The sequence below is a fragment of the Streptomyces sp. NPDC127177 genome, from assembly GCF_042672475.1.
Lineage (GTDB): Bacteria > Actinomycetota > Actinomycetes > Streptomycetales > Streptomycetaceae > Streptomyces.
The window spans coordinates 15398-39097 of record NZ_JBHXUW010000055.1 but is presented as its reverse complement, the minus strand read 5'-3'; the positions used below and the strand labels follow the sequence as shown (position 1 = coordinate 39097).

Genomic DNA, 23700 nt, shown 5'->3' with positions numbered 1-23700 from the left:
CGATTTCGTCGAGAGCGAAACCCGTCCCGGACCCCGGCAGCGGTGGCGTGGGTGCAACACGGACGGCCCCGGACGTATGCCCGGGGCCGTCCGTCAGTCGCGCCTCAGCCGAGGTCTCCGGCCGCGGTGCGCTCCGCCAGCTTCACCAGGGTGCGGACCGCGGATCCGGTGCCGCCCTTCGGCGTGTAGCCGTACGGTGCGCCCTCGTGGAAGGCCGGGCCCGCGATGTCCAGGTGCGCCCAGGCGATGCCCTCGCCCACGAACTCCTTCAGGAACAGACCCGCCACCAGGCCGCCACCCATCCGCTCGCCCATGTTGGCGATGTCGGCGGTCGGGGAGTCCATGCCCTTGCGCAGGTCGGCGGGGAGCGGCATCGGCCAGGAGGCCTCACCGACCTCGTCGGCGATCTCGTGGATCGAGGTGCGGAAGGCGTCGTCGTTCGCCATGATGCCGAAGGTGCGGTTGCCCAGCGCCAGCACCATCGCGCCGGTCAGGGTCGCCACGTCGACGATCGCGTCCGGCTTCTCCTCGGAGGCACGGGTCAGCGCGTCGGCCAGGACGAGCCGGCCCTCGGCGTCCGTGTTGAGGACCTCGACGGTCTTGCCGCTGTACATGTTCAGTACGTCACCGGGGCGGGTGGCGTTGCCCGAGGGCATGTTCTCGGCGAGGGCCAGCCAGCCGGTGACGTTGACGCGCAGGCCCAGACGGGCGGCCGTGACGACGGCGGCGAACACGGCGGCCGCGCCGCTCATGTCGCACTTCATCGTCTCGTTGTGGCCGGCCGGCTTCAGCGAGATGCCGCCCGAGTCGTAGGTGATGCCCTTGCCCACGAGGGCCAGGGTCTTCTCCGCCTTGGGGTGCGTGTAGGCGAGCTTCACCAGACGCGGACCGTGGGTCGCGCCCTGGCCGACGCCGACCAGGCCGCCGTAGCCGCCCTTGACGAGCGCCTTCTCGTCGAGCACCTGCACCTTGATGCCGTGCTCCTTGCCGGCGGCCGAGGCCACGGCGGCGAAGGACTCGGGGTACAGGTCGTTCGGCGGGGTGTTGATCAGGTCGCGGGCGCGGTTGATCTCCTCGACCAGCGCGACGGCACGCTCGGCGCCGGCCTTGAACGCCTTGTCGCGGGGCTTGGCGCCGAGCACGGCCACCTCGGCCAGCGGCAGCTTGGCGCCGGACCGGTCACCCTTGGGCGCCAGCTTGTTCTCGCCGCGCTGGTAGGCGGTGAAGGCGTACGCGCCGAGCAGCGCGCCCTCGGCGATGGCCTCGGCGTCCTCGACGGAGCCGATGGGCAGCGCGAAGCCGGCCTTCTTCGAGCCGGTGAGCGAGCGGGCGGCGGAACCCGCGGCCCGGCGCAGCGCCTCGGCGTCGTACGAGCCGCCCTTCTCCGGGACCGGGCCGAGGCCGACCGCGATGACGACCGGGACCTTCAGGCCGTCGGGCGCGGGGAGCTTGGTCAGTTCGCCCTCGGCACCGGAGGCGCCCAGGGTCTCCAGGACGCCGGCGAGCTTTCCGCCGAAGGCCTTGTCCACGGCCTCGGCGCCCGGTGCGAGGACCAGGGCCCCGGACTTGGCTGCGCCCTTGGCGACGCCTACGACAAGTGCGTCGGCGCGCAGCGTCGCCGCACCGGAGGTGCTGAGAGTGAGAGCAGTCACGGTGGTGAAATCTCGCTTCCGTAGAGTTCTTTGTCGGTCGAGGGGTGGGCCGACCGTGCCCGGCGCATCGTAGACGCCGCCGCAATGTGCCGGGAATGAGCCTACGCGCGCCCTTGCCGCCGGATCACGGCGGCGGGCCGTCAGCACCTTCCGGCACCCGTACGGTTGTCATGCCGGGATGATCTTCCCGGGAGAACGGGCCGCGACCGCAACGATGTTGGCGACGGCGCGGCGAACAGGGGGAACGATGCTCGACCGGGTGGCCACGCGTGTGACCGGACGGCCCCTCGTGCTGTCCGTCACGCTGCTGGTTGTGCTGATTCTGCTGGCGGGCTGCACCTCGGCGCCGGAACCCGCCCCGGCCGCCCGGCCCGCCGCGGGGCGCTGGCAGCCGGAGCCGGGCACCGACTGGCAGTGGCAGCTCTCGGGCCGGCTGGACCCCACGGTGGACGCCCCGGTCTACGACATCGACGGCTTCGACCGCGGTGCGGCGGAGGTGGCCGCCCTCCACCGCAAGGGGCGCAAGGTCATCTGCTACCTCTCCACCGGCGCCTGGGAGGAGTTCCGGCCGGACGCGGACGACTTCCCGGCGGCGGTCCTCGGGAAGAGCAACGGCTGGGCGGGGGAGCGCTGGCTCGACATCCGCCGCACCGACGTCCTGGCGCCGCTGATGGAGGACCGGATCGCCATGTGCGCCAAGAAGGGCTTCGACGCGGTGGAGCCCGACAACATGGACGGCTACCGCAACCGGACCGGCTTCCCGCTGACCGCCGCCCACCAGCTGCGCTACAACCGGCTCATCGCCGCCGCGGCCCACCGCCACGGACTCGCCGTCGGCCTGAAGAACGACCTCCCGCAGATCCCGCAGCTGGTGGGGGACTTCGACTTCGCGGTCAACGAGCAGTGTGCCCAGTACGAGGAGTGCGAGGAGCTCAGCCCGTTCGTGAAGGCGGGCAAGGCGGTGTTCCACGTGGAGTACGAGCTGCCCGTGACACGGTTCTGCGCACAGTCCGGGCGGCTGGGGCTGAGCTCCCTCCTCAAGAAGTACGAGCTCGGCGCCTGGCGCAAGCAGTGCCCGGCGGCCGGAGCCTGACCGGGCGGCTGACCGGCGGCCGCCGGTCAGCCGAGTGTCAGCCCCACCAGGGTCACGGTCGCCGCCGTCTCCGCCAGCGCCCCGAACACATCGCCGGTCACCCCGCCGAAGCGCCGCACACAGTGGCGCAGGAGCAGCTGGGCCACCACCAGGGCGGCTGACGCGGCCAGGGCGTGACTCAGGGCCCCGTAACCGCCCAGCAGCGCTCCGGCGCCCGCGCAGGCCGCCACCGTCACGAGCGCGACCGCCACCGCGGCCGGGACCGGGACCGTGCCCGCCACCGCGGCGCCGAGCCCCTCCGGGCGCGCCGCCGGGACCCCGGCCCGGGAGGCCAGCGTGAGGGCGAGCCGGGCGACGACGGCGGCGGTGACGGTCGCCACCGCGCCCCGTGCCCAGCTCTGCCCGTACAGCTCCTGAAGGGCCGCCACCTGTGCCAGCAGCACGAGGAGCAGGGTGATCACACCGAATGGCCCAATGTCCGACTGCTTCATGATCCGCAGCGCGTCCTCGGCCGGCTTCCCGCTGCCGAGGCCGTCGGCGGTGTCCGCGAGACCGTCGAGATGCAGCCCCCTGGTCAGGGCCGCCGGAACCGCGGTGGATACGACGGCGGCGAGCAGCGGCCCCGAGCCGAGCAGCGGCAACAGGCTGCCGGGTACCGCCGCCAGGACCCCCACGGCCAGCCCGGCCGACGGGGCCCACAGCATCCCGGCCCGCGCCGCCTCGCGGTCCCAGCGGGTGACGCGGACGGGGATCACGGTGAGGGTGCCGAAGGCGAAACGTATGCCGTGGCTGTTGAGGGAGGTCACGGCGCGCAGGCTAATCGGTGGGCACGCCCGATAGATTGTCCGAAACGGATTGAAACGGGGCTGAATCGGTCAATCGGGAGTGGGTGGCATGGGTCACTGGTTCGACCGGAACATCGTCGAGCCGGGGAAACTGCCCCTGCTCCTGGCACTGGCCGCCTTCGTGCTGACGTTCGCGGTCACCCGGGTCATCACCCGGATGATCCGGGCGGGCAAGGGGCCGTTCCGGAACATCACGCCGGGCGGGGTCCACGTCCACCACGTGGTGCCGGGAGTGGTGCTGAGCGTGGTCGGTGGCTTCGGCGCGGTGGCCAGCGGGAAGCACGGCTTCACGGCTGCGGCCTGTGCGGTGGTGTTCGGCATCGGAGCGGGGCTGGTGCTGGACGAATTCGCCCTGATCCTGCACCTGGACGACGTGTACTGGAGCGAGCAGGGCCGCCAGAGCGTGGAGGTCGTGGTCCTCACGGCGGCCCTGGTGCTGCTGGTGCTCGGCGGGTTCTCGCCGCTCGGCGTCGACGATCTGAGCGACGATCAGCAGCAGGGCCGGCTGGGCGCCGTGCTGACCGTCGTCGTCAACTTCTGCTTCGTGCTGATCACCCTGTTCAAGGGCAAGGCGCGGATGGCGGTGGTCGGCACCCTGGTGCCGTTCGTCGCCCTCGTCGGGGCGGTCCGGCTGGCGCGGCCGGCCTCGATGTGGGCCAAGCGGTTCTACCGCAACCGGCACCGGGCCCGCTCCAGGTCGGTGCTGCGCGCCTACCACCACGACGTCCGCTGGGCCGGCCCGCGCCGCAGGTTTCAGGACTTGATCGGCGGCGCGCCCGACCGCGTCCCGGCCCGCACGCCCAAGCCCTGACGGCGGCGGCGCAGCCGGCGCCGGTCGTGCCGGGCCGCCAGCGCGCACAGCACGAGCGCGGCGGCGATGGCCGCCAGATGCTCCTTGCCCGCCAGATTGTCCTTGGCGGCCACCTCGGCCACCATCGCCACGATCACCAGCGTCCCGGTGAACCAGGCCCGGTACGCGTGGCACAGGCAGACGGCCAGGGCGACGACGGCGGCCGAGGGCCCGGTGTCGACCTCGAGGGCGTCGGACGCGGGCAGTCCGAGGAACCCGTCGGGGCCGAGCGCGACGCCGATCCGCGCGTACAGCGTCCCGGCCAGGGTCGCGGCGTACGCGATCAGCAGCGTCCGCCGCCGGCCCAGGCACATCTCGGCGATCCCGAACACCAGCAGCAGCTGCGCCAGCGCGCCCCACACCGGCAGGTCCGGCGCGGGGACGAACAGCGACAGCGGGGTACGCAGCAGAGCCACCCAGAGTGGATCCTCGGCCCGCACGGCGCCGAGGGTCCGTACCGCACCCGCGCCCCAGGACCGGTTCTGCACCACCTGTATCAGGGCCGTCAGACAGACGGCCGCCGACGTCATCGGGACGGCCCGCAGCCGGTCGCGTGCGAGCGCCGTCCGCACGGCCGTCCACAGCGGCCCCCACTCCCGGCGGGCCGCCCGGAGCAGGGCGCGCACCGGTCTCATCCACGCGGCCCGAGATGCGAGCGGTGCAGCCACTTGGGCAGACCGGGCGCCTCCAGGAACCCTTCGGCGCGTCCTGCCGCGATGCCGATGCGCAGCAGGTCGGAACTCTTCTCGAAGAGCAGGTAGCGCGGTTCCCAGATCGGCCGGTACTTGGCGTTGGCGCGGTAGAGCGACTCGATCTGCCACCAGCGCGAGAAGAAGCTGAGCAGCGAACGCCACAGCCTGAGCACCGGACCGGCGCCGAGCCGCGATCCACGCTCGAAGACCGAGCGGAACATCGCGAAGTTCAGCGAGACCTGGGTGATGCCGATCTTCTCGGCCTGTTGCAGGAGTTCGATGACCATGAACTCCATCAGGCCGTTCTCGGCGTCCCGGTCACGCCGCATCAGATCGAGCGAGAGGCCGTTCGGACCCCAGGGCACGAAGCTCAGCACGGCGCGCAGCTCGCCCGGTCCCTCGCCGTCGGCGGGGGGCGCGTCCCGGCATTCGAGCATCACGCACCGGCCGTCCGCCGGGTCGCCGAGCCGCCCGAGCGCCATCGAGAAACCGCGCTCGGTCTCCCCGTCGCGCCAGTCGTCGGCCCGTCGCACCAGTTCGGCCATCTCGGCCTCGGGGATGTCCTCGTGCCGGCGCACCGTCACGTCGTAACCGGCCCGCTTGACCCGGTTGTACGCCTGGCGGACGGTCCGCATCGCCCGTCCCTCCAGGGTGAACTCGGCGGTCTCCACGATCGCTTCGTCGCCGAGCTCCAGGGCGTCGAGCCCGTGCCGGGCGTAGACGTTGCCGCCCTCCTCGCTCACCCCCATCGCCGCCGGGGTCCAGCCGTGCTCGCGCGCCTCGGTCAGCCAGGGACCGATCGCCCCGGGCCATGCCTCCGGGTCGCCGATCGGATCGCCCGAGGCCAGCGAGACCCCGCCCACCACCCGGTAGGTGACGGCGGCCTTGGCGGTCGGCGACCAGATGACGCTCTTCTCGCGGCGCAGCGCGAAGTAGCCCAGCGAGTCCCGCTCGCCGTGCTTGTCGAGCAGGGTGCGCAGTGCCTCCTCGTCCTGCGGACTGATCGGGTCGACCGCCCGGCGGGAGCGGAACGCCGCGTACACGACGGCGATCAGCAGCAGTGTGGAGAGGATGTTGATGACGACGTTGACCCAGCCCGGAGACTGGATGCCGGGGAACCGGGAGTCGCTGGCGGCGACGGAGACCAGCCGCAGCGCGCCGTAGCGCCAGCGGTCCAGGAACGTCGAACGGTATTCGTCGTGCGCGGTGTTGGTGAGGGTGACCAGGGCGGCCGCGATCAGTGAGGTGGCCAGCAGTCCGACCACCGCCACCAGCGCGGCCAGCTTCGGATTGGACCGGTCGCCCTTCGCGTAGAACTCGCGCCTGCCGAGTACCAGTGCGAGGACGAAGGCGGCGGTCAGGGCCAGCGAGATCCAGTTCTGCGGGTACCGGCGGATCTCCGGGAAGCCGATCACCGCGGCGAAGAGCAGCAGTGTGAGCCCGCTCAGCACCATGTTGACGATCCACGCGGCCCGTTTGCGCCGCCGCATGGTGACGGCGAGGAACATCGCCACCACCCCGGAGGAGAATCCGGCGGTGAGGAGATAGGGCGTGAAGTAGTTCTCGGTGTTGTGCCGCCGCAGGTCCTGGCCGAAGGTGACCCAGACGGCGCTCAGGAAATTGATGAACGACACGACGCGCAGGTACCAGATGGCGAAGGCCGCGCCGCGTCGTGAGCGGACGGTGCTCTGTGCCTGGACGTCGTCTCGCCCGGATTCCTCGCTTGCCACGCTGACCTCTCCCATGAAAAGCGATCATATGGGGCATCGCACTTCATAAGGGGCTGCCTCACGGCCGGTGTCCGGCGGCCGCAGCCGGATCGGGCTGCCGCTCGTCAGTCGCCGGCCGGTCCGCCCCCGTCGGCCCCTTCGCCTACGGCCGTCTCCTCGCCGTCCTTCTCGTCGTCCTCGTCGGCGGCCGGTGCGCGCTCGGGCAGTTCCGCCGCCAGTGCGGCAGCGGCCTGTACGAACGGAAGTGCGAGCAATGCCCCGCTTCCTTCGCCGACGATGACGCCGTGGTCGAGCAGCGGGTTGAGCGCCATCCGGTCCAGCGCCTTCGCCTGTGCCGGTTCACCGCTCAGCTGGCCCGCCAGCCACCAGTCCGGCGCCCGGAACGCGGCCCGTTGGCCGACCAGCGCACAGGCCGCGGAGACCACCCCGTCCAGGATCACCGGAAGCCGGCGCACCGCACACTGGAGCAGGAAGCCGGTCATCGCGGCCAGATCCGGACCGCCCACCGTGGCCAGCAGCTCCAGCTGGTCGCCCAGGACCGGCCGGGCCCGGCGCAGCGCGTCGCGGACCGCCGCGCACTTGCGCATCCACGCCAGATCGTCGATGCCCGCACCGCCGCGCCCGGTGACCACCGAGGCGTCCGTGCCGCACAGCGCGGCGATCAGCGTGGCCGCCGCCGTCGTACCGCCGACACTCAGATCGCCCAGCACCACCAGGTCGGTGCCCGAGTCGGCCTCCTCGTCGGCGACGGCGATACCGAGACGTACCGCCCGCTCCGCCTCCTCGGCCGTCATCGCGTCCTCGATGTCGATCCGGCCGCTGCCGCGCCGCACCCGGGTCCGGACCACCTGCTCCGGAAGCAGCTCCGGGTCGCAGTCCAGACCGGCGTCGACGATCCGCACCGGCACGGAGAACCGGCGGGCCAGCACGGAGAGCGGCGTAGCCCCCTCCAGCGTGGCCCGCACCAGCTCGTGCGCGCTGCCGGCCGCACGGCCGGAGACGTCCAGCGCCGCCACCCCGTGATCACCGGCGAACAGCACCACCCGCGGCTGCTCGACCGGCCTGACGGGTACGGCCTGCTGGGCCGCCGAGAGCCACTCGCCCAGCTCGTCCAGACGGCCGAGAGCGCCCGGCGGCACGCGGAAGCGCTCCCGGCGCTCCTCGGCATCTCGCCGTACACCCCCGTCGGGGCGTTCGATCAGGTCGGAGAAGTCGTCCAGATTCACGGGGGTCTGCCTCGCGGGTCGATACGTCGTGTGGGCCGGGGAGCCCGCCGGCGGGCTCAGAGGGTGCCGGGTGGCCTGCGACCGGGCAACCTCTCTCCGGAACAGTACCTGCCGCGATTTTCGGCCCGGGCGGGTGCGCCGCTCAGCCGCCGAACCGCAGTTGGGTCATCGCGGGGGTCATCGTCCGCACCCCGGGAAGCAGATTCTGCACCCGGATCAGCTCACCCATCGCACCGCGCCCGCGCGGCAGGGGGAGCGCGCGCACCTCCGTGATCCCCGGATGCGCGCCGCGCAGCTTCTGCCGCTCGCCCGGGTCCATCGCCCAGCGCATCGGCGGAACCGTCATCCCGCCGACCTTCGAGGTGCCCGCCACCGTGCCCTTCGCGAGCCACCGGGACATCGAGTCCAGGACGAGCACCCCGCCCGGCAGCCGTTCGGCGCAGGCCGCGATGATCCTGCGTACCTCGGGGGGCCGCAGATACATCAGCAGCCCCTGCGCCGTGACGACCACACCCCGCCCCGACGGGTCCTCGACCGCGTCCAGCCAGGACAGATCGGTCACCGATCCGGCGATCGTCCGCAGCCGGCCGGACGGGGGCAGCAGCGTCCGGCGCAACGTGGCCACCTCGGGCAGCTCCACGCTCAGCCAGTTCAGCCGGCCGTTGTCGACCCGCCAGAACCCGGTCTCCAGACCATCACCGAGCGCCACCACGGTGGCCTCCGGACGGTCGGCGAGATACGCCTGCACGGCCAGGTCGAAGCAGCGCGACCGCAGCCCCTGCGCCTGCGAGTTGAACGCGTTGGGAAGGCCGAACCGCTCCTCGAACGGGTAGTCCAGATCCGCCAGCAACTGGAGCGCCATCGGGTCGTCCAGCACCGGATAGCGCCGGCCGGCCTCGTACGCCCGGTTGTACAACGTCCACAGCAGGGTCTCCGGAACCCCGTCCAGCATCGGCCGCACACGCGCCATCCGTCCGCTCCTCACTCCGTCCGCCGCCGGTCGGCCCGGCGACCGCTTCCCGGTCAGCCGCGCAACGTCAGCGACTGCCCGGCCACCACCAGCAGCACCTGCTCGCACTCACTCGCGACCGCGGCGTTGAGCCGGCCCAGCTCATCCCTGAACCGCCGCCCCGCGGCCGTCGCGGGCACGACGCCCGAGCCGGTCTCGTTGGTCACCGCGACGACCGTGCGACGCGTGCCCCGGAAGGCCGCCACGAGCTCCGCCGTCCGCTTGCGCAGCGTGCTCCGTCCGCCTCCTGCCCACGCGGCGTCGTCCCAGGCGTCCACCCGGTCCATCGCGTCCGTCAGCCAGAGCGAGAGACAGTCGATCAGCAGCGGAGGGCCGTCCGATGCCAGCAGCTCCGCCAGCTCGCAGGTCTCCTCGGTGCGCCAGGCGGCCGGCCTGCGCTCCCGGTGCAGCCCGATCCGGGCCGCCCAGTCCGCGTCGCCGTCCCGGCCGCCGCCGGTCGCCACGTACACGACCTCCGGATACGTCTCCAGCCGCCGCTCGGCCTCGACCGACTTCCCGGACCGCGCACCGCCGGTGACCAGGGTGCGCCGGGGCACCTCGGGGGCGGAGCGGTACCCGCCGACCGCCAGGGTCGTCCCGTCCGGCACGGCCCTCGCCCCGGCCGCGGCGAGCCTGCGGTCGAGCGCGGGGCCGGGTGGTGCGTCATGGTCCAGATGGACGGCGATCACCTCGGTGGCGGGCCCGACCGCATCGACGGCCCGCAGCCGGGCCACCGCGTCGGGCCGCCCCACGACGTCGCCGACCACCATGTCGTACGGTTCCGCCACCCGGTCGGCGAGACCGGCCGGGGCGCCGCCCGGCGGCAGGTAGAGCAGCCGCTCACCCTCCGGCGCCGTCACCTCGTACCCGGTCCCCGGCGCGTCCATCGGCACGGCCCGCACCCGGTGCCCGCTGATCAGCGTCAGCACCTGCCCGTCCGGCACCCGGCCCGCCGGGGGCAGCCCCGCGGGCAGTTCCACGGCCGGCCCGTCGTGCGGATGGGTGAGCAGTACCTGGCGTACGCCGGTGAGCGACCGGCCCGCGCGGGCGGCGGCGAACACGGCCCCGGGGGTGAGATCGAGCAGCAGCGCGTCGTCGATCAGCAGGGCGGTCGCGGCCCGGCTGCGCACCCCGCGGGCGGTGGCGCAGGCGGCGCAGGGACATTCGGGCCGCGGCAGCCCGTCGGGGGCTCCGGTGCCGAGCAGAGTCAGTTCCACGGTCCGATCCTCCCGCGTACCGGCACCGGGTGCGCGACGTGGGGGTACCGGGGTATGCAGAGGCCCTAGGCTGCGGACGGAACAAAGTGACCCAGGAGGCGGACATGGCGTGGACGTGGCGGTTCGAGAAGTCCGACGGTACGGAGACGGAGCCGGCCCTGCAGCCGGAGGAATTCACGACGCAGGGGGACGCGGAGTCCTGGATCGGTGAGTACTGGAAGGAACTCCTCGACGGCGGGGCGGAGCAGGTGACGCTCTTCGAGGACGCGACGAAGATCTACGGCCCGATGAGCCTCCAGGCCGAGCAGGCCGAGCCGGCGGACCAGCCGGAGCAGGCCGAGCAGAGCTGATCCGGACGGCCGCCGGGCGGACCCGAACGGGCCCGCCCGGCGGCCGCGCGGTTCCGGTGCTCAGATCTCGCCCAGCGTCACGTCGGCGGTCTTCTCCGCATCGCTGCGCAGATAGGTCACGGTGACCTTCTGGCCGGGCTTGTCCGAGGCCAGCGCCTCGGACAGAGACGTGATCGTGGTGACCCGGCTGTCGCCGATCCTGGTGATGATGTCGCCGACCCGCAGACCAGCCTTCTGCGCCGCGCCGCCCTTGGAGACGCTGACGAGTGCGACCCCGGCGGGCTTGTAGCTGTTGTCGACGACGGTCCGGCCGGTGATGTTGAGGCCCGCCCGGCCCGAGTCGGTGACCTTGCCGTTCTTGATGATCTGGTCGGCGACCGTCTTCACCATGGAGGCGGGGATCGCGAATCCGATGCCGGGCGCCGCGCTGCCGCCCATCTGCTGGTCCGTCGCCGCCAGCGTCGGGATGCCGACGACCTGGCTGTCCAGGTTCACCAGCGCGCCCCCGCTGTTGCCCGGGTTGATCGCCGCCGATGTCTGCACCATGTTCGCGATGGTCGCGCCGGTGCCGCCGCCCGCGCTGCTCTCGCTCACGGTCCGGCCGAGCGCCGAGACGATGCCCTGGGTGACGCTGCTGGACAGCCCGAGCGGCGAGCCCATCGCCAGCACGATCTGCCCCACCGCGACCTTCTCGGAGTCCCCGAACTTCGCGGCCTTCAGCCCCTCGGGCACGTGGTCGAGCTTGATCACGGCCAGGTCCTGCTCGGGGTAGGTGGCGACCAGCGAGGCGCTCAGCACCTTCTCGCCGGTGGCCGAGCTGACCTTGAAGGTCTTCTCCTTGCCGACGACGTGGGCGTTGGTGACGATATGCCCCTTGGCGTCGTAGACGATGCCGGAGCCCAGGCTGTCAGAGGCGTCGATCTGCACCACCGACGGAAGTACGTCCTTGATCACGGACTGGTACTCGCTCTGGAGATCGGCGGTGGCCTTCGAGGCCGAGCCCTGCTGGACCGCCTCGGACTTCGTCGCGTCCTGCTCGGAGGAGTTCGATTTCGAGTCGGAGCAGCCGCCGACCAGCGCGATCGCACACGCACCCGCGGTCAGGGGCAGCAGCAGCCGACGCACGAGGCTGCGGGAGCAAAAGGAATCCATGTCCGGATTATCACTTTGGCCCCACAATTCGGCCCGCTGAACGCACCCGCCCGGACCGTCCGAGCGCCCGGACCACTCAAGCCCGGACCACTCGAGCCCGTCCGGCGATCGAGGACGAAACGGCCGCCGGACAACCCCGGTGGACCCGCCCCGCCCCCGGCTCCCTACCCCCGCACCCCGCACAGGTGCAGCAACGCGGCCACCCCACGATAGGGATCCGTCCGCCCCGCCCGGTCCTCCGCGGCCAGCACCCGCTCCAGCTCCGCCGCGGCAGGCAGCTCCACGTCGTTGCTGACGTTGTCCGTGAAGACCCGCACCCCGTACCAGGCGTGCAGCGGAGCCGCGATCCCGGCGAGCGTCGCGGTGAGGGCGGCGAGCCGGTCCGCGCGCACGGACAGGCCGAGCCGGTTGGTGTACCGGTCCGTGTCGAACGCGGCCAGCGCCGCGTCCCAGTCCCCGGCGGTCCCGGCCCGCATCGCCAGCGCGTCCGCGTTCCGTACGAGCAGCGACAGCAGGCCGCCCGGTGCGAGCATCCGGGCCAGCCCCGCCACCATGGCGTCGGGCTCCTGGACATACATCAGCACGCCGTGGCAGAGCACCACGTCGAAGCTGCCGGGCAGGAAGTGCACCCCGGTGTCCTGGCCGTTTCCCTCGATGAGCCGGACCCGCTCACGGATTCCCGCGGGTTCGCCACCGAGTGCCTCGCGGGCGATCCGCAGCATCTCGGGGTCGGACTCCAGCCCGGTGACCGTGTGCCCGGCCCGGGCCAGGCGCAGCGCCTGTGTGCCCTGGCCCATGCCGACGTCCAGGATGCGCAGCCGCTGCCCGACCGGGAAGCGTGCCGCGATCTGCTCGTCCAGCTGCCGGGCGACGAGCTCCTGGCGGACGGTGTTGCGCAGTCCGCCGAGCCCCTTCAGCCACACCGGCGAGGCGCCGGAGAATCCGGAGACGGCATCACCCGGCTGCCCGGCGGACGCGCCGCCGGCCGAGCCGAAGAGATCCGTACTCAGGGCCGCTCCCCGCGCTTGACCTGCGGCTTCGGCAGCCGGAGCCGTCGCATCTGGAGCGTACGCATCAGGCCGTAGGCGACCGCACCCCGCTTGGGGGTGTCGGGGAACCGCTCGTTCAGCTGCTTGCGCAGCCGGAACGTGAGCCCGATCGAGTCGACGACGATCAGCACGATGACACCGAGCCAGAGCAGCAGCGAGATGTTCTGGATGCCCTGCACCTGGATCACGCTGAGAATCAGGATGATCACGGCGAGCGGCAGGAAGAACTCCGCGATGCAGAAGCGCGAGTCCACGAAGTCGCGGACGAACCGTCGCACCGGGCCCTTGTCACGGGCCGGCAGATAGCGCTCGTCACCACTGGCGAGCGCCTCACGCTGTTTGGCCATGTCCACGCGGCGCGCCTCGCGCTGGCGCTTCATGGCCTCCTTGCGGTCGGTCGGCGCTCCACTGGAGGCACGACGGCGCTGCGACTGGGCATCGCTGCGCTTGGGGGTGGGGCGACCTTTGGGGGCCTGCGGGTCGCGGGGCGTCTTGGAGAGGTCCGCCGTCACCTTGCCGGTGGGGGCCTTCTCTTCCTTGGAGCGGCTACGGAACACAAGGCCCAAGGGTACGGGGTCGATCGCGACGACCCCAGACCGGCCGGGAACGATCCGGCAACGGCCTGCGTCCCCAGGAGTGTGCGAGCGGGACGTTTGCGGGTGTTGCCACCGGTTTCCCTGACCCTCACCTACTCCCTGGGCCGGAGCGGTGCCGGTGGCAGTCGTCCTTGGGGAGGAGCACATCCTTGCTCGAACAGTGCGGTAATAGAGGCAGGGCCCGTACTGTGGGTTCTGTTGGAGTGCTGGAGCCCAGTTAAGTCAGAAGGGGGCGCGCGAAGCCCATGAGCGGTGTCATGAAGCGTATGGGGATGATCTTCCGCGCGAAGGCAAACAAGGCCCTGGACCGGGCCGAGGACCCGCGCGAGACCCTCGATTACTCGTACCAGAAGCAGCTGGAGCTGCTTCAGAAGGTGCGCCGCGGTGTCGCCGATGTGGCGACGTCGCGCAAGCGTCTGGAGCTGCAGCTGAATCAGCTGCAGGGCCAGTCATCGAAGCTGGAGGACCAGGGCCGCAAGGCACTCGCGCTCGGCCGCGAGGACCTGGCCCGCGAGGCGCTGTCGCGCCGAGCGGCCCTTCAGCAGCAGGTCACCGACCTGGAGACGCAGCACACGACGCTGCAGGGTGAGGAGGAGAAACTCACTCTGGCGGCCCAGCGGCTGCAGGCCAAGGTCGACGCCTTCCGTACCAAGAAGGAGACGATCAAGGCCACCTACACGGCTGCCCAGGCGCAGACCCGGATCGGGGAGGCCTTCTCGGGCATCTCCGAGGAGATGGGCGATGTCGGGCTGGCCATCCAGCGGGCCGAGGACAAGACCCAGCAGCTGCAGGCGCGCGCGGGCGCGATCGACGAGCTGCTCGCCTCCGGAGCCCTGGACGACCCGACCGGCACGGCGAAGGACGACATCGCCGCCGAGCTGGACCGGATCTCGGGTGGTACTGATGTGGAACTGGAGCTGCAGCGCATGAAGGCCGAACTGGCCGGCGGCTCCTCCTCGCAGCAGGCCATCGAGGGCGGCCCGCAGGACGCCGCCCAGCAGCAGGACCGGTCCCCGCACAAGTTCGACAAGAATTAAGGCAGCGTCATGATCGTACGGATCATGGGGGAGGGCCAGGCAGTCCTGGCCGACACTCATCTCGCCGAGCTCAACGAGCTCGACAACGACCTGCTCGCCGAAATGGAGAGCGGCGACGGCCCCGGCTTCCGCTCGACCCTCCACGCGCTCCTCGCCAAGGTGCGCGAACTCGGCACACCCTTGCCGGACGACTCCCTGGAGCCGTCCGAGCTGATCCTGCCGTCGCCCGACGCGACCCTCGAAGAGGTGCGCGCCATGCTCCGTGACGACGGTCTGATTCCCGGCTGACAACCGGCAGCTCCAGCACCCGCACAGTGATGCCCCGCGCCCGGTCCGCCGGACGCGGGGCATCACTGTGCGTACGGCGGGGCGCCTGCCGCGGGCGGCCTCTCGCCCCGGGCCGGGCGGATTCCCGCGCGACACGCCGTAACGTAGCTTGACGTGACAACCCTCGGAACCGGCGTTCTGCGCGTCCGGCACTGGCTGCGCGACCACTGCACCGCGCTGGACGGAGCGCTCGCGCTGGGCGTGCTCGTATGCATGCTCGTCGGTTCGTTCGCCGATCCGCACGCGCACAACGGGCCCTCCTTCGGCACCCGCACGCCATCGGCGGGCAGTGTCCTGCTGATGGTGCTGAGCGCTCTCGCTCTCGTGTGGCGCCGCCGCCATCCGATGGCCGTGCTCGTCGCCACCGGTGCGCTGACGGTCGTCGAGCTGGTGCTGGCGGACCCGCCGGCCCCGGTCGTGATGAGTGTGGTCATCGCGCTCTACACGATCGCCGCCCGCACCGACCGGCCGACCACCTGGCGGGTCGGGCTGCTCACCATGGCCGCGCTCACCGCGGCCGCGATGCTCTTCGGATCGGCGCCCTGGTACAGCCAGGAGAACTTCGGCGTCTTCGCCTGGACGGGCATGGCGAGCGCCGCCGGGGACGCGGTGCGCTCACGGCGCGCGTTCGTCGACGCGATCCGGGAGCGCGCCGAACGGGCCGAGCGGACCCGCGAGGAGGAGGCCCGGCGCAGGGTGGCCGAGGAGCGGCTGCGGATCGCCCGCGATCTGCACGATGTCGTGGCCCACCACATCGCCCTGGTCAATGTGCAGGCCGGGGTCGCCGCCCACGTCATGGACAAACGCCCGGACCAGGCCAAGCAGGCCCTCGCCCACGTCCGCGAGGCCAGCCGCTCGGCGCTCAACGAACTGCGGGCCACCGTGGGCCTGTTGCGTCAGTCGGGCGATCCCGAGGCGCCGACCGAGCCCGCCCCCGGGCTCGCCGTCCTCGACGAGCTGGTGGAGACCGTGCGCCGGGCCGGGCTGCCCGTCGAGGTGGCCTGCGCGACGGGCGACAACCCGCCGTTGCCGGCCGCGGTGGACCTGGCCGCGTACCGGGTGATCCAGGAGGCGCTGACCAATGTGCGCAAGCACGCCGGCCCGGGCGCGAAGGCCGAGGTGAGTGTCGTGCGGGTCGGGGCCACGGCTGAGGTCATGGTGCTCGACAACGGCCGGGGGAACCCGGGCGCCGAGGGCGACGGGGGAGGCCACGGCCTGCTCGGCATGCGGGAGCGGGTCACCGCCCTCGGCGGCACCCTCACCGCGGGCCCCCGTTACGGCGGGGGTTTCCGCGTCCATGCGATCCTGCCCGTCAAGGCCCTCCCGCAGCAGTCGGAACAACCGGACGTGGTGGGCCGAACGGGGGAGAACGTATGACACCGGCCATCAAGGTCCTGCTCGTCGATGACCAGGCGCTGCTGCGCAGCGCGTTCCGGGTGCTGGTCGACTCGGAGCCGGACATGCAGGTGGTCGGCGAGGCGGCCGACGGTGCGCAGGCGGTGGAACTGGCCAGGTCGACGCGGGCCGACGTGGTGCTGATGGACATCAGGATGCCCGGTACGGACGGGCTCACCGCGACCCGCATGATCAGCGCCGACCCGGATCTCGCGGACGTACGCGTGGTCATGCTGACCACCTTCGAGGTGGACGAGTACGTGGTGCAGTCGCTGCGGGCCGGCGCCTCGGGCTTCCTGGGCAAGGGGGCGGAACCGGACGAGCTCCTCAACGCCATCCGGATCGCCGCGGGCGGCGAGGCGCTGCTCTCCCCGGCCGCGACCAAAGGGCTGATCGCCACGTTCCTCGCGCAGGGCGGCAGTTCGGACGGCGAGGGGCCGGGCGCCGCCGAGTACTCCGAGCGCCTCGCGGCGCTCACCACGCGGGAGCGCGAGGTGCTGGTCCTGGTGGCGGGCGGCCTCACCAACGACGAGATCGCCGAGCGCCTGGTGGTCAGCCCGCTCACGGTGAAGACCCATGTGAACCGGGCCATGGCGAAGCTGGGCGCCCGCGACCGGGCCCAATTGGTGGTTATTGCCTACGAATCGGGCCTTGTGCGCCCCAGGGTGGAGTGAGGGTGCAGCCGCGGCGTACTCCACCTGCGGTATGCGCGGCATAAGGAAGGCGACCTGGGGCTGACGCCTTCGGCCAGGTCGGTGGGCGATCGTATAGATGGGCCGGGTCTGTCCCCGAGTTACCCCGCCCACCTGCCGCGTAAGCCACAGAAGAGAGACCTAACCCATGTCCTGGCTGTCCAGATTCAGCCTCGCGCAAAGGGCCCTGATCGGGCTGATCTCGATCGTCGCGCTCGTGTTCGGAGCGATTGCGATCCCGCAGCTCAAGCAGCAACTGCTGCCCACCATCGAACTTCCGATGGTGTCGGTGCTCGCCCCCTACCAGGGTGCGTCCCCCGATGTGGTCGAGAAGCAGGTCGTCGAACCGCTCGAGAATTCGATCAAGTCCGTCGACGGCGTCACCGGAATCACCTCGACCGCCAGCGAGGGCAACGCCGTCATCATGGCGTCCTTCGACTTCGGCGACGAGGGCACCAAGCAGCTCGTCGCCGACATCCAGCAGGCGGTGAACCGCGCCCGCGTCCAACTGCCCGACGACGTCGAACCGCAGGTCATCGCCGGTTCGACGGACGACATCCCGACCGTCGTCCTCGCCGTCACGTCCGACAAGGACCAGCAGGCGCTCTCCGACCAGCTGGACCGCACCGTCGTCCCCGCACTGGAGGACATCGACGGCGTCGGCCAGGTGTCCGTCGACGGTGTGCAGGACCTCCAGATCTCCATCACCCCGGACGACCGGAAGCTCGCCGCCGCCGGTCTGAACCCGGCCTCGCTCGCCCAGGCACTCCAGGCGGGCGGCGCGACGGTCCCGGCGGGCTCGTTCTCCGAGTCGGGCAAGAGCCGCACCGTCCAGGTCGGCGGCTCCTTCACCTCCCTGAAGCAGATCGAGGACCTGCGGGTCACCGGTCAGGACGCGGCGTCGGGCAAGCCCGGCAAGGCGGTCCGGGTCGGTGACATCGCGACGGTGAAGCAGGAGCCGTCCACCGCGGACTCCATCACCCGTACGAACGGCAAGCCGAGCCTCGCCGTCATGGCGACGATGGACAAGGACGGCAGCGCCGTCTCCATCTCGGACGCGGTCAAGGACAAGCTCCCGGACCTGCGCAAGGACCTCGGCGCCGGCGCCGAGCTGACCGTCGTCTCCGACCAGGGCCCCGCCGTCTCCAAGGCGATCTCCGGTCTGACCACCGAGGGCGCGCTCGGCCTGCTCTTCGCGGTCATCGTGATCCTGGTCTTCCTGGCCTCGCTCCGCTCGACCCTGGTCACCGCGGTCTCCATCCCGCTCTCCGTGGTCCTCGCGCTCATCGTGCTCTGGACCCGTGACCTGTCGCTCAACATGCTCACCCTGGGCGCGCTGACCATCGCGATCGGCCGGGTCGTCGACGACTCGATCGTCGTCCTGGAGAACATCAAGCGTCACCTCGGCTACGGCGAGGAACGCCAGTCCGCGATCATCACCGCGGTGAAGGAAGTGGCCGGCGCGGTCACCTCCTCGACCCTCACCACCGTCGCGGTCTTCCTGCCCATCGGTCTGGTCGGCGGCATGGTCGGCGAGCTCTTCGGCTCGTTCTCCCTGACGGTCACGGCGGCCCTGCTGGCCTCCCTGCTGGTCTCGCTCACCGTCGTACCCGTCCTGTCGTACTGGTTCCTGCGCGCCCCCAAGGGCGCCGTCGAGGACCCGGACAAGGCGCGCCGCGAGGCCGAGGAGAAGGAAGCCCGCAGCAAGCTCCAGCGGCTCTACATCCCGGTACTGCGCTTCGCGACCCGGCGCCGCATCACCAGCGTCGTCATCGCCGTCGCGGTGCTGTTCGGCACCTTCGGCATGGTCCCGCTGCTCAAGACCAACTTCTTCGACCAGGGCGAGCAGGAAGTCCTCTCCATCAAGCAGGAGCTCACCCCGGGCACCAGCCTGAAGGCCGCGGACGAGGCGTCCAAGAAGGTCGAGAAGGTCCTCGCCGACGACAAGAGCGTCAAGGACTACCAGGTCACCGTCGGCTCGTCCGGCTTCATGGCCGCCTTCGGCGGCGGCACCGGCGCCAACCAGGCCTCCTACCAGGTCACCCTGAAGGACTCGGACGAATACGACGCCGCCCAGGAACGGATCGAGGAGGCACTGGGCAGGCTCGACGGCATCGGTGACACCACGATCTCCGGGGGTGACGGCTTCGGCAGCCAGGACCTGAGCGTCGTGGTCAAGTCCGCCGACGCGGACACGCTGAAGAAGGCCTCCGAGCAGGTACGGGCCGAGGTCGCCAAGCTCAAGAAGGTCACCGACGTCCAGAGCGACCTGGCGCAGAGCATCCCGCGGATCTCCGTCAAGGCCAACGACAAGGCGGCCGACGCGGGCTTCACCCAGGCCGCCCTCGGCGCGGCCGTCGCCGGCGCGGTGCAGGGCACCCCGTCCGGCAAGGCGATCATGGACGACACCGAGCGCGACGTCGTCGTCAAGTCCGCCCACCCGGCCACCACCATGAACGAGCTGAAGAACATCTCGCTCGGCCGGGTCAAGCTCGGCTCGATCGCCGACGTGGCGCTGGTCCCCGGACCGGTCTCCATGACCCGGATCGACGGCCAGCGCGCCGCGACGATCACCGCCAAGCCCGTGGGCGACGACACCGGCGCGGTCAGCACGGACCTGCAGAAGGCGGTCGACGCCCTGGACCTCCCCGACGGCGCCACCGCCACCATCGGCGGCGTCACCGAGGACCAGTCCGACGCGTTCGTGAAGCTGGCCCTGGCCATGCTGGCGGCCGTCGCGATCGTCTTCATGCTGCTGGTGGCGACCTTCCGGTCGCTCGTCCAGCCGCTGATCCTGCTGGTCTCCATCCCGTTCGCGGCGACCGGCGCCATCGGTCTGCTGCTCATCACCGGCACCCCGATGGGCATCGCGGCGATGATCGGCATGCTGATGCTCATCGGCATCGTGGTGACCAACGCCATCGTGCTGATCGACCTGATCAACCAGTACCGCAGGCAGGGCATGGGCGTCGTCGAGGCGGTCATCGAGGGCGGCCGCCACCGTCTGCGCCCGATCCTGATGACGGCCCTGGCGACGATCTTCGCCCTCCTCCCGATGGCGCTCGGCGTCACCGGTGAGGGCGGCTTCATCTCGCAGCCGCTGGCCGTCGTGGTCATCGGCGGTCTGGTCACCTCGACGCTGCTGACGCTGCTCCTGGTGCCGACGCTCTACGCGATGGTGGAGCTCCGCAAGGAGCGCCGCGCGAAGAAGAAGGCCGCCAAGCGGGCCAAGAAGGCCGGTCTCCCGGCCCCGGCCGAATCGGAGGAGACCACCACCTCCTCCGAGGAGGAGCCGGAGCCCGCGAAGGCCTGACCCGTCATACGGAAGGCCCCGGCACCGGATTCCGGTGCCGGGGCCTTCCCGCTGTCCGTCCTGACCGCTACGGCAGCGCCAGCATCCGCTCGAGCGCCAGCTTGGCGTACTTCTCGGTCTCCGGGTCGACCTCGATCCGGTTCACGAGCTTGCCATCGGCCAGCGACTCCAGCGTCCACACCAGATGCGGCAGGTCGATCCGGTTCATCGTCGAGCAGAAGCACACCGTCTTGTCGAGGAAGACGATCTCCTTGTCCTCGGCCGCGAACCGGTTCGCCAGACGTCGCACCAGGTTCAGCTCGGTGCCGATCGCCCACTTCGAGCCGGCCGGGGCCGCCTCCAGGGCCTTGATGATGTACTCCGTCGAGCCGACGTAGTCCGCCGCCGCCACGACCTCGTGCTTGCACTCCGGGTGCACCAGCACGTTGACGCCGGGTATGCGCGCGCGCACGTCCTCGACGGACTCCACCGAGAAGCGGCCGTGCACCGAGCAGTGCCCGCGCCAGAGGATCATCTTCGCGTCGCGCAGCTGCTCGGCGGTGAGCCCGCCGTTGGGCTTGTGCGGGTTGTAGAGGACGCAGTCCTCCAGGGTCATCCCCATGTCGCGCACGGCGGTGTTCCGGCCGAGGTGCTGGTCGGGGAGGAAGAGGACCTTCTCGCCCTGTTCGAAGGCCCACTCCAGGGCGCGCTTCGCGTTGGACGAGGTGCAGATCGTGCCGCCGTGACGGCCCGTGAAGGCCTTGATGTCCGCGGAGGAGTTCATGTACGAGACGGGCACGACCTGCTCGGCGACGCCGGCCTCGGTCAGTACGTCCCAGCACTCGGCGACCTGTTCGGCGGTGGCCATGTCGGCCATCGAACAGCCCGCAGCGAGGTCCGGCAGCACGACCTTCTGGTCGTCGGTCGTCAGGATGTCCGCGGACTCGGCCATGAAGTGCACACCGCAGAAGACGATGTACTCGGCCTCCGGACGCGCCGCGGCGTCGCGCGCCAGCTTGAACGAGTCGCCGGTGACGTCCGCGAACTGGATGACCTCGTCACGCTGGTAGTGGTGGCCGAGGACGAAGACCTTCTCGCCCAGCTTCTCCTTGGCGGCGCGGGCGCGCTCCACCAGGTCCGGGTCGGACGGGGAGGGCAGGTCACCGGGGCATTCGACACCGCGCTCGCTCCTGGGGTCGGCGTCGCGGCCGAGCAGGAGCAGGGCGAGGGGCGTCGGCTGGACATCGAGTTCCTGGACGGGGTGGGCCGTGGTCACGTCACGCACCCTTTCTTCTCTGGCGAGGAGCCTTTTCGTCTAATTGACGTTATCTATCATAACCGCTTCACGTCACTTTGACGATGCCGATAGCGTCAATGTGACGCACCCGCCCGAGGGGCCGGTGTGCGAGCATGAATGGAACAGGCAAGCGTGCGGCCCCGGAATGAATCCGCGGTTCCGGCGGTTGCAACGTCGGCAAGCAGACTCCGTACAACCCGGGAGAGAAGCAGATGTCCGTATCGGACGAGACCACCACCGTGAGCGACGGCATCCTCCTGTCCGACGCCGCCGCAGCCAAGGTCAAGGGCCTGCTGGAGCAGGAAGGCCGCGACGACCTGGCGCTCCGCGTCGCCGTCCAGCCCGGCGGTTGCTCGGGCCTGCGTTACCAGCTCTTCTTCGACGAGCGTTCGCTCGACGGTGACGTCGTGAAGGACTTCGGCGGCGTCAAGGTCGTCACCGACCGCATGAGCGCCCCGTACCTGGGCGGCGCCTCGGTCGACTTCGTCGACACCATCGAGAAGCAGGGCTTCACCATCGACAACCCGAACGCCACGGGTTCCTGCGCCTGCGGCGACTCCTTCAGCTAGGACTCGCACGCGACAGCGGTAAGGCGGCGGCCCCGGGATCCAGTCCTGGGGCCGCCGCCTTACCGCTGTCCTGCCCGTCATCGGGGCATCAGGTCACTTCTGCGGCACCGCACTGCCCGAGCCCGCCTCGACCACCTTCCGGTCGCCCAGCGGCTGGTCCAGGGTGACGGTACGGGTCAGCTTCTTGGCGACCTTGATGCACATCTTCTTCGGGTCCGGCGTCGACTCCGTCAGGGTCACCCGGACGGTGCTGCCGTCCTCACGCGCGCTCGCCTTGTACGTACTGCACACGCCGCCCCAGAACGTCACCGAAAGGGTGCGGCCGTCCGCGCTGTACGACTGGATCGCGCCGATGTCCCGTGCCGTGCTGTCCCCGTCCGGGGTCTTCTGCGACGGCGATTCCTTCGTGAGGTACTTCGGGTCGACGGCGACCTGGGTGACGGTGTCGCCCGTCCCGCCCGCGGCCGGCCGGACCGTGAAGATCCAGGACGGTACGAGCAGCTGCTTCCCGTCCACGTGGCGGGCCGCCAGTCCGAAGACGGCCTTGTCGACCGTGACCGTCGTCGTGGCCGGCTCCGCCCCGGTCCGTGCGCCGCAGGCCGCCCCGGAGGGCTTCGCGCCGTCCGTCAGCGGGGCGGGGGTGGCGCAGCCGCCGATGTTCTTGCGGCCGTCCGACGGCTGCGCGGCGTTCAGCTGCTTCAGCGCGTCGGCCGCGCCGATCACGGGGTAGTCGGCGCCCTTCTCCAGGCTCTTCAACTGCCCGCCACCACCGACGACCGCACCGTCCGGGCCCACCTGGACACCGGTCGCCCAGCCGTACGTCGGCAGTCCGTCCACCACCGGGTCCGCGTTCACCACCCGTGCCGAGCCCATCAGCTGACGGGCGTCGAGGGCCGCGCCGTCCTGGCCGACCGCCTTCAGGACGGGGGCCGCGGCGGCCTTGGCGGCCTTCTCGCTCACCGGTGATCCCGAACCGCCGGGAGTCACCTCGCTGGAACAGGTCGCCTTCTTGCCGCAGTTGTCCGTGCCTCCGGAGCCGTAACGGGCGAACGTCCAGGTGCCGGGGGCCTGCTTGTCCACCCGCAGCACCGGGCCCGAACCGTCCCCGGCGGAGCCGACCTTCCAGGCCGTTCCCTCTCCCTCGGCCTGCGGGGTGCCCTTCAGGCCGAGCGCCTTCGCCAGCCTGGCCACCTCGGCCGCGGAGACCGTTCCGCTCGGACGCTGGACGGCGGCCTCGTCCGGTCCGTCGGGCAGCGCTCCGGCCGCGCGGTAGACCAGCCGCTGGCCGTGCGGATCGGGTTCGCCCGGGGCGATGCCCTGTGGCGGCGCCGACGGGGCGGGTGACCGCGTAGCGGCTCCGCCCGTCCGCTCGTCCAGGGAGAGCGGCGGGGGCGTGCCGTCACCGCTCCCCGTGCTCTCCTTGCCGCTGCCGCTGTCGTGGTCCGCCGCGGTCGCGGCCCAGTACGCGCCGCCGCCACCGGCCAGCAGTACGGCTGCCGCCACCGAGGCCACGGCGAGCGGCGAACGCCGCCGGGGACCGGTCACGTCGTTGTCGGGTCGCTCGGTGCTCACCGGATCGCTCCTTCGCCTGCATTGCCGTCATATGCCTGGCCCGGCATATCGCCCGCCC

At 71.3% G+C, this 23700-nt stretch carries 21 protein-coding genes; 9 read left to right on the top strand and 12 right to left on the bottom strand.

All coding sequences use genetic code 11. The annotated features are described in order from the left end of the window. Positions 1-104: 104 nt before the first annotated feature. Positions 105-1652, bottom strand: coding sequence for a leucyl aminopeptidase (locus ACFVJX_RS28250; protein ID WP_384136640.1), 1548 nt, complete (start codon positions 1650-1652; stop codon positions 105-107). Between the two features lie 247 nt (positions 1653-1899). Between ACFVJX_RS28250 and ACFVJX_RS28245 the strand changes: the two genes are divergently transcribed. Then, entirely contained in the window at positions 1900-2745 is an 846-nt protein-coding gene (locus ACFVJX_RS28245; protein ID WP_384136638.1) for an endo alpha-1,4 polygalactosaminidase, read from the top strand. A 26-nt stretch (positions 2746-2771) separates the two neighbouring features. Here ACFVJX_RS28245 and ACFVJX_RS28240 read toward each other — a convergent pair whose 3' ends face one another. Next, a complete protein-coding gene (locus ACFVJX_RS28240; RefSeq protein ID WP_384136637.1) occupies positions 2772-3551 on the bottom strand; it encodes an adenosylcobinamide-GDP ribazoletransferase in 780 nt (259 codons plus the stop codon). An 88-nt stretch (positions 3552-3639) separates the two neighbouring features. On the opposite strand from ACFVJX_RS28240, the gene ACFVJX_RS28235 reads away from it, so the two are divergent. Further along, positions 3640-4401: a hypothetical protein gene (locus ACFVJX_RS28235; protein ID WP_384136635.1), complete on the top strand. Its 762-nt coding sequence runs from the start codon at positions 3640-3642 to the stop codon at positions 4399-4401. Here ACFVJX_RS28235 and ACFVJX_RS28230 read toward each other — a convergent pair. The 5 genes from ACFVJX_RS28230 to ACFVJX_RS28210 all read right to left on the bottom strand — a co-directional run bounded on the left by ACFVJX_RS28230 (position 4344) and on the right by ACFVJX_RS28210 (position 10314). Then, complete coding sequence (locus ACFVJX_RS28230; RefSeq protein WP_384136633.1) at positions 4344-5075, bottom strand: hypothetical protein; 732 nt, start codon at positions 5073-5075, stop codon at positions 4344-4346. The two genes, ACFVJX_RS28235 and ACFVJX_RS28230, sit on opposite strands and share 58 nt — an antisense overlap. Continuing rightward, on the bottom strand, positions 5072-6877 hold the full coding sequence (locus ACFVJX_RS28225; RefSeq protein ID WP_384136631.1) for a phosphatidylglycerol lysyltransferase domain-containing protein: 1806 nt from the start codon (positions 6875-6877) through the stop codon (positions 5072-5074). Before ACFVJX_RS28225 ends, ACFVJX_RS28230 begins: the two co-directional genes overlap by 4 nt. Before the next feature lie 89 nt (positions 6878-6966). Further along, complete coding sequence (gene cobT, locus ACFVJX_RS28220; RefSeq protein ID WP_384136629.1) at positions 6967-8088, bottom strand: nicotinate-nucleotide--dimethylbenzimidazole phosphoribosyltransferase; 1122 nt, start codon at positions 8086-8088, stop codon at positions 6967-6969. A gap of 142 nt (positions 8089-8230) precedes the next feature. Continuing rightward, positions 8231-9058, bottom strand: a complete 828-nt coding sequence (locus ACFVJX_RS28215; protein WP_384136628.1) for a class I SAM-dependent methyltransferase — start codon at positions 9056-9058, stop codon at positions 8231-8233. 53 nt (positions 9059-9111) lie between these two features. Further along, positions 9112-10314, bottom strand: coding sequence for a bifunctional adenosylcobinamide kinase/adenosylcobinamide-phosphate guanylyltransferase (locus ACFVJX_RS28210; RefSeq protein WP_384136626.1), 1203 nt, complete (start codon positions 10312-10314; stop codon positions 9112-9114). A 104-nt stretch (positions 10315-10418) separates the two neighbouring features. Between ACFVJX_RS28210 and ACFVJX_RS28205 the strand changes: the two genes are divergently transcribed. Continuing rightward, a complete protein-coding gene (locus ACFVJX_RS28205) occupies positions 10419-10664 on the top strand; it encodes a hypothetical protein (protein WP_384136624.1) in 246 nt (81 codons plus the stop codon). Positions 10665-10724: 60 nt separating this feature from the next. Here ACFVJX_RS28205 and ACFVJX_RS28200 read toward each other — a convergent pair whose 3' ends face one another. From ACFVJX_RS28200 to ACFVJX_RS28190, 3 genes are all read right to left on the bottom strand, one after another. Then, positions 10725-11816 carry a S1C family serine protease gene (locus tag ACFVJX_RS28200; RefSeq protein ID WP_384128891.1) on the bottom strand — a complete coding sequence of 364 codons (1092 nt, stop codon included), beginning with the start codon at positions 11814-11816 and terminating at the stop codon, positions 10725-10727. 164 nt (positions 11817-11980) lie between these two features. Next, complete coding sequence (locus tag ACFVJX_RS28195) at positions 11981-12739, bottom strand: class I SAM-dependent methyltransferase (RefSeq protein WP_384128889.1); 759 nt, start codon at positions 12737-12739, stop codon at positions 11981-11983. An 83-nt stretch (positions 12740-12822) separates the two neighbouring features. After that, complete coding sequence (locus ACFVJX_RS28190) at positions 12823-13422, bottom strand: DUF3043 domain-containing protein (RefSeq protein ID WP_384128887.1); 600 nt, start codon at positions 13420-13422, stop codon at positions 12823-12825. Positions 13423-13718: 296 nt separating this feature from the next. Between ACFVJX_RS28190 and ACFVJX_RS28185 the strand changes: the two genes are divergently transcribed. The 5 genes from ACFVJX_RS28185 to ACFVJX_RS28165 all read left to right on the top strand — a co-directional run bounded on the left by ACFVJX_RS28185 (position 13719) and on the right by ACFVJX_RS28165 (position 20225). Beyond that, positions 13719-14498, top strand: a complete 780-nt coding sequence (locus ACFVJX_RS28185) for a PspA/IM30 family protein (RefSeq protein WP_384128885.1) — start codon at positions 13719-13721, stop codon at positions 14496-14498. 9 nt (positions 14499-14507) lie between these two features. Further along, a complete protein-coding gene (locus tag ACFVJX_RS28180; RefSeq protein ID WP_384128883.1) occupies positions 14508-14786 on the top strand; it encodes a hypothetical protein in 279 nt (92 codons plus the stop codon). Positions 14787-14939: 153 nt separating this feature from the next. Further along, complete coding sequence (locus ACFVJX_RS28175; RefSeq protein ID WP_384128881.1) at positions 14940-16202, top strand: sensor histidine kinase; 1263 nt, start codon at positions 14940-14942, stop codon at positions 16200-16202. Continuing rightward, on the top strand, positions 16199-16894 hold the full coding sequence (locus tag ACFVJX_RS28170) for a response regulator (protein ID WP_384128879.1): 696 nt from the start codon (positions 16199-16201) through the stop codon (positions 16892-16894). The genes ACFVJX_RS28175 and ACFVJX_RS28170 overlap by 4 nt, the downstream gene beginning before the upstream one ends. A 166-nt stretch (positions 16895-17060) precedes the next feature. Next, positions 17061-20225, top strand: coding sequence for an efflux RND transporter permease subunit (locus ACFVJX_RS28165; protein WP_384128877.1), 3165 nt, complete (start codon positions 17061-17063; stop codon positions 20223-20225). Between the two features lie 67 nt (positions 20226-20292). On the opposite strand, the gene nadA is transcribed toward ACFVJX_RS28165, so the two are convergent. After that, the gene (nadA, locus tag ACFVJX_RS28160) at positions 20293-21489 is read right to left on the bottom strand and encodes a quinolinate synthase NadA (RefSeq protein ID WP_384128875.1); all 1197 of its coding nucleotides are present in this window, start codon (positions 21487-21489) and stop codon (positions 20293-20295) included. 224 nt (positions 21490-21713) lie between these two features. On the opposite strand from nadA, the gene ACFVJX_RS28155 reads away from it, so the two are divergent. Beyond that, positions 21714-22070, top strand: coding sequence for an iron-sulfur cluster assembly accessory protein (locus ACFVJX_RS28155; protein ID WP_024488899.1), 357 nt, complete (start codon positions 21714-21716; stop codon positions 22068-22070). A 93-nt stretch (positions 22071-22163) separates the two neighbouring features. Here the strand turns inward: ACFVJX_RS28155 and ACFVJX_RS28150 are convergent, their stop codons facing one another. Next, a complete protein-coding gene (locus tag ACFVJX_RS28150; protein ID WP_384128873.1) occupies positions 22164-23642 on the bottom strand; it encodes a hypothetical protein in 1479 nt (492 codons plus the stop codon). Positions 23643-23700: the final 58 nt, after the last annotated feature.